Origin of the sequence: Veillonella sp. CHU594 (assembly GCF_003992265.1) — a bacterium.
In the GTDB taxonomy this organism is placed as follows: Bacteria; Bacillota; Negativicutes; order Veillonellales; family Veillonellaceae; genus F0422.
Genome location: NZ_RQVB01000007.1, coordinates 1 through 14652, shown reverse-complemented (window position 1 = coordinate 14652; position 14652 = coordinate 1). Strand labels below are relative to the sequence as shown.

Below are 14652 nucleotides of genomic sequence, written 5' to 3'. Positions count from 1 at the left end.
AGAAAGGATAGGAGATATTCTATGCTGTTTCAATTACAAACTACATTAGCCACATTGCGGTTCTTAGATATCGTAGATATTATATTTGTAGCGACGCTATTTTATTGGTTATATCGTCTAGTTAAAAATACAAGAGCCTTAGGCTTATTAAAAGGCTTGGGTGTGTTAGTTGTTCTTAATATTGTGGCACACTTCATGGGTTTGCATACCATAAGTTGGATTATGCAACAAAGTGTGGCAGTCCTTATGATTGCGTTACCTATTGTGTTTCAGCCAGAATTACGACGTCTCTTGGAACAATTGGGTAGTGGTACTGGATTTTTCTCATCCCGTACTAAAATTTCTAAAGAAGAGCTCACATCCATTGTGAAAGAAGTAGTTATTGCTTGCCGTAGTATGTCTCGTCGCAAGATAGGGGCTCTCATGGTCTTTGAACGAAAGATGAAGCTAGATGTATTATCTATGCAAGGGACTCGTATTGACGGACTCGTGACTAGTGAATTATTGATGAATTTATTTTATCCTAAATCTCCTCTTCATGATGGAGCAGTGATCATTCGTAATGGCCGTATTGAGACTGCCGCAAGCTTACTTCCAGTAAGTCAAAATCGTGATGTGAGTAAAGAATTGGGTACACGACACCGCTCAGCTTTGGGGCAAAGTGAAGAAAGCGATGCCTTAGTGGTAGTGGTTAGCGAAGAGACGGGACAAATTTCTTATGCCTTAGGAGGGCAGATTCACCGTGGTGTCACAGAAGATACGTTGCGCACAGTTATGTTGTCCTTATTGGAGCCAACACCAAGTGCAGTCAGTTCTTTACTTAAAATAAAACGAGGTGAATCGAAATGATGCATTGGATAACAGGTTTAAAACATAATTGGGGGATGAAATTATTTTGTCTATTTTGTGCCATTGGTATGTGGGTATTTGTTATGAAGGACCAAAATCCTGTGATAGAGATGACATATACTGTACCAGTACAAGTGCAAAACTTGGATCCCAACTATTTAGTAGAAGGTGTACCTACGGAAGTGCGTGTCCATTTACGAGGACCTCGCAATGCTATCTTTGATATTAATCCGTCTGTACTGAAAGCCTATGTAAATTTAAAGAATGCTCATGTAGGACAGGAAAATATAGCCATTAACTTTACGGCACCTACAGGGACTTTCATTGACAGTATGACCCCTGAAAATGTGACCGTTACGGTGGATGAATATATGGTAAAAGAATTGCAAGTGCAGGCACAACCATTGGGGACAGTGCCTAATGACATTGCCATTAAAGAGTCTAAAATTATGCCTACGACGGTAACTATTGCGGGGCCAGCTCACCTTGTGAGCAAGGCTACTTATGCGGTGATTCGGATTAATTTAGATAAACATCGTGAAAGCTTTACTGAAGTAGGAGAAATTCTGCCAGTAGATACATCTGGAAATGTGGTAGAAGGTCTTACTGTTACACCAAAGGGAGCTCAAATTCAATATGATTTAGAGCGTATTCGTATGGAGAAAAAGGTACCTGTTCAAGCCAATGTAGTAGGTAATGTGCCAGTTGGATATACAGTGAAACGAGTGGTAGTGGAACCAAAAGAATTGACGATTGTAGGAAAAGAATCCATTTTAAATGGTATTGATGGAGTGAAAACCATTGATATTCCAGTCAATGGCGCTACAGGTAGTTTTACGGGGAACTATAGCTTTGTATTACCAGAAGGTGTGGCTACGTCGACAGACCGAGTTGTAGTAAAAGTAGAAATAGAACCTCATATGTAGGAGATAGTCATGTTACGTATCATAAACTTTCGGATACCCGTACAAGATGCTGAACGGTTAGAAGAATTATTGATTAAAAAATATAGCCCTTTACAAGGACGTATTACAGCAATTCATGTGGTACGACGGGCTGTGGATGCGAGAAAGAAACCGCATATTACTTTCGTGTACACTATGTTCTTAGAAGTAGACCAAGAACAACAATTGATGAAAAAACTAAGTCGGTATAAAGATATTACTTTGATGGAACCTGAAATGCCGGAACCTATTGTGCGTGGTACTATGCCTATGCAACATCGACCAGTGGTGGTAGGTTTTGGACCGGCGGGCATGCTAGCGGCCTTTTACTTAGCTCGAGAAGGGTATCGTCCTATCGTGTTAGAACGAGGTCAAGATGTAGACCAACGTACCTTAGATGTAGAACAGTTTTGGAAAGAAGGTATTTTCAAACCTGAATCGAATGTACAGTTTGGTGAAGGTGGAGCAGGTACCTTTTCAGACGGTAAATTAACCACTCGTGTAACCCATCCAAGACTTCATGAGATTGCTACGTACTTTGTAGAATTTGGAGCTCCTGAAGAAATTTTATATAAACATAAACCTCATGTAGGAACAGATATTTTGCGCCATATGGTAAAAGCTATGCGACAGCAGATTATTGCATGGGGTGGAGAAGTTCGTTTTGGTGCGCAAGTTACAGATATTGAAGTACAAGACCAAGTTGTAACCGGTGTTGTTATTAATGGAACAGAACGAATCCCTGCAGATATTGTGATGTTAGGAGTTGGTCATAGTGCGCGCGATACCTATCGTATGCTCTATGACAGAGGTGTTCATTTAGAAGGGAAATCCTTTGCTATCGGTGTTCGTATCGAGCATGATCAAGATGTGATCGATACGTCACAATATGGAGTGCATCCAGCAGATATTGGATTAGGAGCTGCAGAATATTCCTTGGTGTATCACGATAAAGAACAAGATCGTTCTTGCTATAGTTTCTGTATGTGCCCAGGAGGACAAGTGGTTGCCAGCGCGTCCGAAGAGGGAGGCGTTGTGACCAATGGTATGAGTTTATACGCTCGTGACAGTGGGATTGCGAATAGTGCGTTGGTGGTCACGGTAGGACCTCGAGACTTTGGAGATCATCCATTAGCTGGGGTGGACTTTCAACGAAAATGGGAAGAACAGGCTTTTATCGTGGGAGGTCGCAATTACCATGCGCCAATTCAGACGGTAGGGCATTTCTTAGGTCGTACAGAGACAAATGATGTACAACGTAAGGCATATAGCTATGAACCTGGTGTGACACCAGCAGATATTCGCCAATGCTTGCCGGAGTATGTGACGAATACATTAGCGGAGGCGTTGCCATATTTTGGGAGACGCATACAAGGTTTTGATGCGGACCATGTGTGTATGACTGGGGTGGAAACACGAACATCAGCACCGCTTCGCATCGTGCGAGACGAAAATAGACTTTCACAGTCCACGAAGGGATTATATCCCATCGGGGAAGGTGCAGGATATGCAGGAGGCATCATGAGTGCCGCCTTAGATGGGGCAGAAACTGCCATACTAATTATGAATACATATGGCCCTTTGAAAGGAGATCATCATGAGTAGATTATTCGGTACAGATGGGGTACGAGGTTTAGTGAATGAATTTTTAACGCCAGAGTTGGCCTATCATTTAGGTCGTGCAGCGGCGTCTTACTTTGGACAATCCGTTGATCGTCCAACCTTCTTAATTGGACGTGACACACGTATATCGGGAGGTATGCTAGAAAATGCCTTAGCCTCTGGTATTTGCGCTGTAGGTGGAGATGTGATTATTTTAGGAGAAGCACCGACACCAGCGATTGCCTATTTAGTGCGTCAGAAAGGATGTACTGCAGGGGTTGTCATTTCTGCATCCCATAATCCGTATCCAGATAATGGTATTAAATTCTTCGACGGTAATGGATTTAAATTGCCAGATGCTGTAGAAGATGAAATTGAAAAATTATGTACAGCTAGTGCAGACGATTGCTTGCCACGACCAACAAAAGGTGATATTGGTCAAATCTTCTACCATCAAGACTGGGTGGAAGAATATGTAAACTTCGTAGTATCCACTAGTGATATGCTAACTGGTTTGAAAGTAGTCTATGACGGAGCCCATGGGGCAGCTTCTTATGTGGGGCCTAAGATCCTTCGCCAATTAGGAGCAGAGGTAGTTGCTATCAATGTAACACCAACGGGTACAAATATTAACGATAATGCAGGGTCTACTCATTTAGAGGGCTTGCAAGAGGCAGTGCTAAGAGAAGGCGCTCAGGTTGGTATTGCCAATGATGGTGATGCAGATCGTTGTTTAATGGTTGATGAAAAAGGCCAAGTCTTAGACGGTGACCAAATTATGTTGCTTTGCGGTTTACACTTGAAAGAGCAAGGTAAATTGAAAGAGAACATGATTGTAGGCACAGTGATGAGCAATATCGGATTCCATAAGGCGGCTAAAGAATTGGGTATGCAAACATGTAGCACTGCTGTGGGAGACCGTTATGTGTTGGAAAAAATGCTAGCTGAAGGGTATTCGATTGGTGGTGAACAGTCTGGACATGTGATCTTCTTGGATTACAATAGCACTGGCGATGGTTTATTGACGGCAGTACAAACCTTATCCATTATGAAAGAAAAAGGAAAATCCCTATCGGAGCTAGCTGGTTTGATGACGAAATACCCACAATTGTTGGTGAATGTACGCGTCTTAACTAAAGCAGGTTGGGAAACGAATACAGCCATCCAAGATGTTATTCGTGAAGCAGAAGAAGAACTGGGTGCTAATGGTCGTATCTTAGTGCGTCCATCTGGTACTGAGCCATTGATTCGCGTTATGGCGGAAGGTCCGGAGCAAGAACAATTGGATGAATTATGCCATCGTATTGGACATGTAATCCGCATTGAACAAGGAGAAGCCTAATGTTTCGGTTAGTGACGGATGAAGAAACCTATGAACAGGGAACTTGGCACGATGTAGAGAAGGTATTACATCAAATTGTAGCAGATGAACGCGTGTTCTTTAGTTTGTTTTGGGACACACCAAAAGAAAACTGCCACTTTGTCCAAGCTATTATGGATGAAGATCATCCAGATCAATTAAATCTGGAAATTGCTTTAGATATAGACGGATATAATCACATGTATGTAAAACGATATGTCACTACCAAGTGGTGTATAGAGACTTTACAATCCATGGATAGAGAGAGTCGTATACCAGATGTAACCGATTGGGAGTTCGTTGGAGCATTTCCACAAGGATAGACTTTTACATATACAAAAAGAGGAAAGTTGATAATTTTTAATTAACTTTCCTCTTTTTATTAGGAACTAGTTTGTTACAGTCCCTTTATAGTTAGTTATAGATTATTCTGCAATCGGTGCTTGTAATAATTGATTGCCTGTATCCATACCAACTGGAGCAGGGCTTACCAAATATAGGCAAAGCACGATGAGGATGGTTAAACCGATGATTAACCAAGAGAATTTACCAGACTTACTGAATCCGTAGTATCCAAACATGCGGATACCGAAGGCACAACCAACGGCAGCAATTAAGGAGGCCAAAGAGAATTGATTTTCTAGTACAAACAAAACCATGGTACCAGCAAAAGCACCAATCACTGTGACCATAGGCACAATGCGATCAAATGGAGATGGGAAATTTCGTTTTACCCCATGAATATAGGAGGAGATTTCCAATCCGAATAGGCCTAATAGTAGGGATAGGGATGGCCAAACAGCAGTCCAAGATTGCCGCATAGCATAGCGATTAGCACCTACATAGTAGGCAAACCAAGTTAAGCCTAACATGGCAATACCTACCAAAAGGAAGTACCATGTATCAGGAATATGACGGTATGCTAAGACACCAACAATAGTCCAACCAGCTGCAAGTAAGGAGGAAACTCCAATTTGTCGTAGGGTAGGACGCTCTGCTTGTGGAATGCGTTTGTATAAGGCTGCACCTAATTCCAAGATAAAGAAGAAAATAAATAAACCGATAGATAAGTGCGGAGATACGAGACTTAATCCAAAAGAGATAACAAGAGGGATCGCTAACTTCCAACCTGGAAAGAAGGTCAACTCTTTAAAATCTAATCGTACATCCTGTGTTTCTAAGGTGAATGTATTATACAAAGTGAATGTCAACATAAATGACACAACTTCTACTGGTGTAGCACCCCAATATAATAGGGTCGGTACCAGTAAGAATGAGATGGTAATCCCCGTAAACCGGGAGATAAACGCTGCTACGATACCTATCGTAAAGTAAGGTAGTAGGGCAAAGATATACTCCATGATGAACTCCTTTTCAAATAATGATAGACTTACTTTTAGTATACGTTACTTTAGAGCGCATAGCAAGGATATCAATGGATAGATTTTTCTTTAGGTAATATATCTTTTACAATGCGACGAATCGTTTCTGGATGGCATCCGTAATGGGTGGCAATTTCAGCTATGGAAAGTCCTTCTCGTTGGTGGAAGGTCTGTATAGCATGGGCGAAGTCGCGGATACGTCGTGCTTTTTGATAGACCCCATGACGGATTAATAGATTACGAATAGTATGATACTTAGTCTGATAGGTGCTCGCTAATTGTTGTAAGGAGGTACCTTGTACATAGTCAGAAATAATGGAGTATGTAGGAAGTTGATCTTTATTCCCACGTAATATAATCCCTTGTTCTCGTAATCTCGAGGCAATGGTAGAGGCTTTGACATCATATAGTTTACCAATATGAATGGTAGAGAGTTTGTGTTGTGTATAGAGATGACAAATATCATCGATAGGTAAGTCAATGCGTTTCATACTATTTCGAAGAGGAATACCATGACGTTGTAAGATATGAATAATCGTAGAAGGTGCCACCTGTAATTCTCGACCAATCATGGCGGCACTAGATCCTTTATCGTAGGATTCTAGGATATAGGAGATAGGTAATGCTGTTAGGGAAGAACTAGGGCGAGGTTCTTTTAGGTGCCATTCATGTAAACGGCTATAGATGGTTCGAGAGGACACATGAAAGTGCTGGGCGATGGCGTTGATGGATGTACCATTTGTATAGAGTGCAATTAGTTCTTCTTTGGGAATGCAGGGAGTTCTATTGTGAAAAGGAATCTCATAGTCTCGTAGGCGTTGACAAATAGTGCTTTGACTGCAGTGTAATTGCTTGGCAATAGTGCTTGTGCTTATGTGTTTCGTCACATATAAGTGGTATAGTAATTCATAAGGAATGGGAATAATGAACTTTTTTTGCTGCCTCATAAGATGCCTCCTTGTGAAAGATAGATTACTTTCAGTATGCATAGAATGAAGCATGTTGTCCACTCACTGGTAGGAGGGTGTGTGACTGGTAGGAAATTTTCTATCACCTATGGAGGAAGGAGACGACTATCGTGTATAATAAAAGGAACAGTTTTAATGATAGAAGGAGATACTATGAAAGATATGATTCATTATATTGCGATGCTACCAGCTATCGCTATTGCTATATCTATATTTAACTATGCTCAGGCGAAGATGGCCATCCACCTAGGGGATACGACACCGAGACAATGGGGGCGAGATACAATCAATCCCTTTGCTCATATTGATTTACTTGGTATTTTGGTGATGCTCATTGCTAGCGTGGGGTGGAGTAAACCAATTCCATTTTCACCGTATCACTTTAAAAATCCACGGACTGGGATGATACAAATTGCTTTAGCAGGTCTAGGCGCTAATATTTTAGTGGCATTCTTAGCCTATGCTGGTATGTCTGTGGCTATGCAAGTCAGCACAGTAAGCACTGGTTTACAAATGGTTATGTCCTATATTGTGACCTTGTGCATAGGCTTTGGGGTCTTTAACATGTTACCAGTACCAGGCTTTATTGGATTTTATGTGCTACTGCAATATTTGCCTTATGAGTGGCAAGAAAAACTGTTAGGCGCTCAGTTGTGGTTCTTTATCGGTATTTTGGTGTTGGGACAATTTGGATTCTTAGGAGCTATCATCCGTCCAGTATTTGCAGTGATTTTAGGTATTTTTGAAAGTATAGTTCAGTTGATTCTATAACAGAATAGTATGCGTTTTTTGTATATATAGATAGTTATTGTATTTGGTTATAGAAATAATTCATAATTAAAAATAAATCTTGCTAGTCATTCTCAGAAGGTGTAGAATAAAAGCGTTATAAATTTTATATTTCATAGGAGGGTATCCATCATGAAAAAAAGTAAGTTAGCAATTCTTGCATTAGCTTTAGTAGGTGCAGTTTCTGTAGGTGCAAATGCGTCTGCTCATGGCGTGTGGTTTGCAGAACGTATTGATCAACCAACATTGGTATTAGGAGAAGGCCCTGTAGATAACGGATATATGCCATCTATGGTAAAAAGTTTTGAAGCTTATGATGTAGCGTATAATCCATTGGACTTAAAAGTGATTCCTCATGAGCACAATGTAACTATCGAAAAAAATGAAATGTTAGGCACAACAGCAACTACATTTGACTATGGTTACTTTACAAAAGATAAAGACGGTAAAACGCATAGAGCTATGATGAAAGATGTACCAAATGCGGTAAAATCCACTCATGCAGTAAAATACAATGTAAACTACTGGAATGCAGCAGTAAAACCTGAACGTTTGAATATGCCAATCGAAATCGTTCCAAGTGTTAACCCATTGACATTGCGTAAAGGCGACACTTATGAAATCCAAGTGTTCAAAGATGGCATGCCTTATGCTAACGCTCCATTGATCAAAGACGTTCTTAACGACTTGACTAATGAAAGCCAAGCTGACGCGCAAGGTAAAGCAATGGTTACAGTAGCTGCTAACGGCGTGAACGTAGTAGGCGTAGAAGTAGCATTCCCAACTGAAACAAAAGGAGAACAAACTAAATACTTCTCTAGCTTGTCCTTTACGATTCAACCAGAATAAGACGTCTCTTGTAACGCTATAAAAACTTGTGGCGGTCTTAATTAGATAAAGGAAAGAGCACGGTATACCCCCTCTCAAACGGTATTTCATAATGTTTGTTCGGGGGCATACCGTGCTCTTTTTTTGTTTGTCTTATTTAGATAGTACGATTCGCCACAAGTTTTTTACGCCTAACTGCATTCCTTTGGGGGGAGGAAGAGTTGGGCTCATCTCTTCCTATAATAGGGGGAGGTGGTACTATGACACTATTCGAAGTTTTAATGTTATTAATTCAGTTCGGATTGCTTGTTGTAGCAGTTTTGACTTATATGCAAATGTAAGTGAAAAGCCTAACGTCAACATAAGTGTTCGCAGCACTTATACACGTTAGGCATCATCACTTTTTTAGTTGTTTGAGATGAGCCTAACGCCTAAGACACGTTGATGGCTCTTCTTGTTTATGTCTATATTATAGCATATTTTAAGAAAAATACTACTTTATAGAAAATAAAAGCCCCCATTAGTCTGCTAATGGAGGCTTTTGTGTTATTTATCAAAGGCTAAATGATATCTTTTTTGATAGTGTGGTATACTTAAGTATATTAAGGGTGGTATTTAAAAATGGTGTGATAGTCTACAAGGTAGTACTAAAGCGGAGGCATTTAATCATATGGAAGCAAAAACATTTGATAATGTTCAAGAGATTGTTCGTGATGATTTAGCTAATACAATACAAAAAGGAAGTAAGGTATCTATAGCAGCAGCCTTTTTTTCGATGTATGCTTATAGAGAACTAAAAGAGCAACTAGAATCGATAGAAGAGTTCCGATTTATATTTACATCGCCTACGTTTATCAAGGATAAGGAAGAAAAACAAAAACGAGAATTTTATATTCCGCGGATACAGCGTGAAAGTAGCTTGTACGGTACAGAATTTGAAATAAAGTTACGTAATGAAATGACACAAAAAGCAATTGCTAAAGAGTGTGCTGATTGGATACGAAAAAAAGCTACTTTTAAATCAAATGCTACGACACAGTATATTCAAGGCTTGATGACGGTCACTAATGAGGAGCATCAGTATTTGTATAGCCCAATATCTAGTTTTACTACAGTGGATATAGGTTGTGAACATGGTAATAACACCTTTAATTTGGTGACTCGATTTGAAGGCGCAGCAGCACAACAATACTTTGAAAAATTTGAAGAACTATGGAATGATCCTGAAAAGTTACAAAATGTAACAGAAACCGTTATAGAAATGATTTCAAATGCCTACCAAGAAAACTCCCCAGAGTTTATTTATTTTATGACCTTGTACCATGTATTTAGCGAGTTTTTGGAAGATATTTCTGAAGATGAAATGCCAAATGAAGCTAATGGATTTAAGAATAGTAAAATTTGGAATATGCTCTATGACTTTCAACAAGATGCGGTACTGGCTATTATCAACAAGTTAGAACGATACAATGGTTGTATTTTGGCAGATAGCGTAGGGTTAGGGAAAACTTTCACAGCCTTGGCGGTTATTAAATATTATGAAAAACGCAATAAAAGCATCTTAGTGTTATGTCCTAAAAAGTTAAGTAATAACTGGAACACCTATAGAGATAATTATGTGAATAATCCTATCGCCACGGATCGACTCAATTACGATGTGTTATTCCATACAGATTTATCGAGAAATAGTGGTTTCTCAAATGGATTAGAACTAGACAGAATTAATTGGGGCAACTATGATTTAGTTGTCATTGATGAGTCTCACAATTTCCGAAATGGAGTGGGTACCCATGCGAATACTAAAGAAAATAGATATACGAAATTAATGGATAAAATCATTCGAACTGGTGTAAAAACAAAAGTGCTCATGCTCTCTGCGACGCCGGTGAATAATCATTTCTTGGACTTGAAACATCAATTAGCTCTAGCCTATGAAGGAGATTCGGAAAATCTCAGCAGCAAATTAGACACCCATAAATCAGTAGAAGATATCTTTAAACAAGCACAACGGGTCTTTAATGAATGGAGCAAACTGGAACCAGTAAATCGAACCACGCAAGTATTACTAGAGATGCTAGACTTTGATTTCTTTGAACTCTTAGATAGCGTGACCATTGCTCGGTCTAGAAAACATATTGAAAAGTACTATGATACCGCTAAGATTGGTAAATTTCCAGAACGGAAAAAGCCTATCTCCATGCGCCCACCATTAACAGATATAGGCGATGCCATCAATTACAATCAAATCTATGAACACTTAGCGCAACTGACCCTATCGGTTTATACACCATCTAACTTTATCTTCCCTAGCAAGCTAGATAAATATAAGGACTTGTCTCATAATAAGGGTGAAAGTTTAACACAAACAGGCCGTGAACTGGGGATTCGTCGTTTAATGAGCATTAATTTGCTAAAACGGCTAGAAAGCTCGGTCTATTCATTCTTACTTACCCTGCGACGTATTGATGCTTATATTAATAATACTTTACAGGCTATCGTTCACTTTGAATCATATGGAAATAGTACTTTGGATGTATATGATATGAGCGATTCTGACTGGGATAGTGATGATGAGAATACAGAATACTTCACGGTAGGGAATAAGATAAAAATTGAGCTCGCCGATATGGATTATGTATCTTGGCGTAGGGACTTACTTAAAGATAAAGAAGTATTGGATTTAATTATCATAATGGTAGAAGATATAACACCAGAACACGATAGTAAACTACAAGAACTATTGAAGTTAGTCTCTCATAAAATAGAAAATCCTATTAATGATGCCAATAAAAAAGTGATAATCTTCTCTGCCTTTTCGGATACAGCGGAGTATTTGTATGCACATGTAAGCCAATATATCAAAGAGATATATAACTTAGATACAGCTTTGATAACAGGATCTGTTGATGGGAAAACAACAATTAAAGGATTTAGATCTTCTATGAATGATGTGTTGACTTGTTTCTCTCCACTTTCAAAGGAAAAAGCAGTAGTGATGCCGGATAACCCAACGGAAATCGACATTTTAATTGCTACAGACTGTATCTCGGAAGGACAAAACTTGCAAGATTGCGACTATCTAGTGAACTACGATATCCATTGGAATCCAGTGCGCATCATCCAACGATTTGGACGTATTGACCGGATTGGCAGTAGCAATGAGTACATTCAGCTAGTGAACTTCTGGCCTGATTTAAACTTAGACGAATATATTAATCTGAAAGCGCGCGTAGAATCGCGCATGAAAATCTCTATTATGACATCCACAGGAGATGACGATTTAATTAACGCTGAGGAAAAAGGTGACTTGGAATACCGGAAACAGCAATTGCAACGTTTGCAAGAGGAAGTGGTGGACATCGAAGATATGTCTAGTGGTATTTCCATTATGGATTTAGGATTGAACGAATTTAGATTGGACTTGTTGGAACATGTGAAAACCCATGGCGATATGGATACAAAACCGAAGGGATTACATGCAGTGGTACCCGCTACGGACGAATTGCCACCAGGCATCATATTTGTGTTAAAAAATATCAATCAACAGATCAATATCGATAATAAAAACCGAATCCATCCGTTCTATATGGTCTATATGGGACAAGATGGTGAGGTAATTTGTGACTATTTAAATCCGAAACGTATGTTAGACGATATTCGCCTGCTTTGCAAAGGGAAAACGGAACCTATCCAAGAATTGTATCGACAATTCAACCATGATACGAAGGACGGTAGCGATATGAAAGAGGTTTCTGCTTTGTTGCGAGAGACCATCCGATCCATTGTGAATAGTAAAGAAGAAAGCGATATTGATAGCTTGTTCTCTCCAGGTGGAACCTCTGCCTTGTTATCCGACGTATCAGGATTAGATGATTTTGAACTCATTTGTTTCTTAGTAGTTGCATAAGGACTGAGTAACTATGTTGGCATTACCAAAAAGTACAGAATATGGCAAACGCATACCTAAGCAGAAATTCTATGAGCACATGGATATTTCAGCGCAGTTGAAACGAATCTTTGTGGAACAAGTGAAAGCTATCCAGTGGCGGCATAAGTTGGCAACCTCTACATTTAATGTAGGAGTGGGTCAAGAGGTGACAGAGATAGAAGTTTTTGAAATTACTTTGACTAGACCACAACTTGATGAGGCTTTACTACGGCAGATAGATATGTCAATTCCCTATCACATTGTCTTTATCTTGTCCTATGAGGGGAAATACCAAGTATGGACGGCCTATAAAGAGCTGGCCCAAGGGGGTACGAAGGAATTTAAGGTGCAGGCTTATTATCATACGGATTGGCTGGTAGAAGAGGATATCCCCTTGCGCATTGTAGGACTGGATCTTGATAAGGTGTATGAAAACTTTGTGCGTCAAATTGGTGGGGACCGCTTGCAAGCTAGCGATGCTGGTGAAAGTCTAACGGAATCGGTGAAAAAAGATGAGCGGCGAAAGGTCCTTACAAAGCAGATTGATGTGTTGCAGAAAAAAATACGCAAAGAAAAGCAGTTGAAATTACAAATGGAAATGAGGCAAGAGGTGAAGCGGTTGCAAAAAGAATTGTCTCTTATTTCGCTATGAAATCTTGTGGCGGTCTTAATTTGATAAAGGAAAGAGCACGGTATGTCCCCCTCTCAAACGGTATTTCATAATGTTTGTTCGGGGGCACACAGTGCTCTTTTTTGTTTGTCTTATTTAGTTAGTACGATTCGCCACAAGGTTTCTACGCCTAATTGCGTTCCTAAGGAGAAAATCATATCATAATATAAACGATTTGCTAAATTTTGTGATATAATAAGTGCATAGAAGAGTTATCAATGTGAGTTGGGCTCATCTCTTCCTGTAATGGGAGGAGGTGGTACTATGACGAAGTATGAAAAGATTAGTTTAATCATTTCTATTTTGACATTGGTAGTTAACATCATTGCCTTATATAAGTAAGCAATGAAAATGCCTAACGTAAAAGAGGTCTCTCACACCTCAACACGTTAGGCACATTTCATTCAAAATCCTTTGAGATGAGCCTAACGCCACAGACACGTTGATGGCTCTTCTTGTTTATGTCTATATTCTAGCATACTTCTAAAAAAAATACTACTTATTTCGCTAGTTAGCCTTGTGACGATTAGATCTAGCACATAAAAAAGAAAGACCGCACCACATCCCTTCAGAAATTATACAGTAGTTATGTTTGATTAGGGGGATGGTGCGGTCTTTTGTGTTTAAATGATTTTGGTACGGAGGATTGCCAAAAGGCTACTAATCGTAATAGTATTTGAGATATGATTGTATTTTAAATAGTGGACATGCATCGTGGTATAATAATATTAAGGAATAGTTTTATGCAGGCATAACCTTTGTAAATAATTATTTTAATGAAGAGTTACTTTAATTGGTGTTAAGTCCTTGTAGCTTATTTCAATTAATGAATGATGAGACTTTTGATTATGTAGATTTATTGAGTTTGTATAAAAAATAAGCGTATTGATAGAGGGAGAGAACTCATGACATCTGATGAATTGGACAGAATAATAAGAGGAAAAAATATTAATTTTTTGATTGGTTCGGGTGCTAGTGTAGGGGTTTATAAAACATTATCTTTTGGAGAGAAGTATCCTACATTTGAAGAGTTGGTATGTCATAAAGAACTTACTGATGATGCCAGAATAATCCTTTACATGTATTATTTTCTTGAAATAATAGAGCCTATGAATGAATTAAACATTAATGAATTAAATAATGAAAAAGAAATGTCTGTATGTGAAAATTATTATAAATTGGTGCAGATTTTGTACGAATATTTACAGGCTGAAAGTAACGAAACACCCAAACGAATAAATATATATACAACTAAATATGATTTACTTTTCGAGAAAACATATCATTCTATCTAAAAATAAAATCAATAGATATATATCAACGATTAGTCTA

13 protein-coding genes are annotated in these 14652 nt (G+C 38.9%); 11 read left to right on the top strand and 2 right to left on the bottom strand.

From position 1 onward, the window contains the following. Positions 1 to 21: 21 nt before the first annotated feature. The 5 genes from cdaA to EO111_RS05420 are packed head-to-tail and all read left to right on the top strand — an operon-like array spanning position 22 to position 5078. On the top strand, positions 22 to 849 hold the full coding sequence (gene cdaA / locus EO111_RS05440; protein ID WP_126940396.1) for a diadenylate cyclase CdaA: 828 nt from the start codon (positions 22 to 24) through the stop codon (positions 847 to 849). After that, complete coding sequence (locus EO111_RS05435; protein ID WP_126940395.1) at positions 846 to 1775, top strand: YbbR-like domain-containing protein; 930 nt, start codon at positions 846 to 848, stop codon at positions 1773 to 1775. The genes cdaA and EO111_RS05435 overlap by 4 nt, the downstream gene beginning before the upstream one ends. Positions 1776 to 1784: 9 nt before the next feature. Next, on the top strand, positions 1785 to 3398 hold the full coding sequence (locus EO111_RS05430) for an NAD(P)/FAD-dependent oxidoreductase (protein WP_126940394.1): 1614 nt from the start codon (positions 1785 to 1787) through the stop codon (positions 3396 to 3398). After that, on the top strand, positions 3391 to 4737 hold the full coding sequence (gene glmM / locus EO111_RS05425; protein WP_062401625.1) for a phosphoglucosamine mutase: 1347 nt from the start codon (positions 3391 to 3393) through the stop codon (positions 4735 to 4737). The genes EO111_RS05430 and glmM overlap by 8 nt, the downstream gene beginning before the upstream one ends. Continuing rightward, positions 4737 to 5078, top strand: coding sequence for a hypothetical protein (locus EO111_RS05420; RefSeq protein ID WP_126940393.1), 342 nt, complete (start codon positions 4737 to 4739; stop codon positions 5076 to 5078). Before glmM ends, EO111_RS05420 begins: the two co-directional genes overlap by 1 nt. Positions 5079 to 5180: 102 nt before the next feature. On the opposite strand, the gene EO111_RS05415 is transcribed toward EO111_RS05420, so the two are convergent. Both EO111_RS05415 and EO111_RS05410 read right to left on the bottom strand, forming a co-directional pair. Next, positions 5181 to 6116, bottom strand: a complete 936-nt coding sequence (locus EO111_RS05415) for a hypothetical protein (RefSeq protein ID WP_009353371.1) — start codon at positions 6114 to 6116, stop codon at positions 5181 to 5183. Positions 6117 to 6187: 71 nt separating this feature from the next. After that, positions 6188 to 7084: a helix-turn-helix domain-containing protein gene (locus EO111_RS05410; protein ID WP_062401634.1), complete on the bottom strand. Its 897-nt coding sequence runs from the start codon at positions 7082 to 7084 to the stop codon at positions 6188 to 6190. Between the two features lie 174 nt (positions 7085 to 7258). Between EO111_RS05410 and EO111_RS05405 the strand changes: the two genes are divergently transcribed. From EO111_RS05405 to EO111_RS05385, 6 genes are all read left to right on the top strand, one after another. Continuing rightward, positions 7259 to 7876 (top strand): site-2 protease family protein, encoded by a 618-nt coding sequence (locus EO111_RS05405; RefSeq protein WP_126940391.1) that lies wholly within the window; start codon positions 7259 to 7261, stop codon positions 7874 to 7876. Between the two features lie 150 nt (positions 7877 to 8026). Continuing rightward, the gene (locus EO111_RS05400) at positions 8027 to 8743 is read left to right on the top strand and encodes a DUF4198 domain-containing protein (RefSeq protein ID WP_062401641.1); all 717 of its coding nucleotides are present in this window, start codon (positions 8027 to 8029) and stop codon (positions 8741 to 8743) included. Between the two features lie 239 nt (positions 8744 to 8982). Continuing rightward, positions 8983 to 9063, top strand: a complete 81-nt coding sequence (locus EO111_RS08460; RefSeq protein WP_370447231.1) for a putative holin-like toxin — start codon at positions 8983 to 8985, stop codon at positions 9061 to 9063. Between the two features lie 329 nt (positions 9064 to 9392). After that, positions 9393 to 12629: a helicase-related protein gene (locus tag EO111_RS05395; protein WP_127010949.1), complete on the top strand. Its 3237-nt coding sequence runs from the start codon at positions 9393 to 9395 to the stop codon at positions 12627 to 12629. Between the two features lie 13 nt (positions 12630 to 12642). Continuing rightward, positions 12643 to 13302: a DUF4391 domain-containing protein gene (locus tag EO111_RS05390; RefSeq protein WP_127010948.1), complete on the top strand. Its 660-nt coding sequence runs from the start codon at positions 12643 to 12645 to the stop codon at positions 13300 to 13302. Between the two features lie 923 nt (positions 13303 to 14225). Continuing rightward, complete coding sequence (locus tag EO111_RS05385) at positions 14226 to 14615, top strand: hypothetical protein (RefSeq protein WP_127010947.1); 390 nt, start codon at positions 14226 to 14228, stop codon at positions 14613 to 14615. The last annotated feature ends 37 nt before the right edge of the window (positions 14616 to 14652 follow it).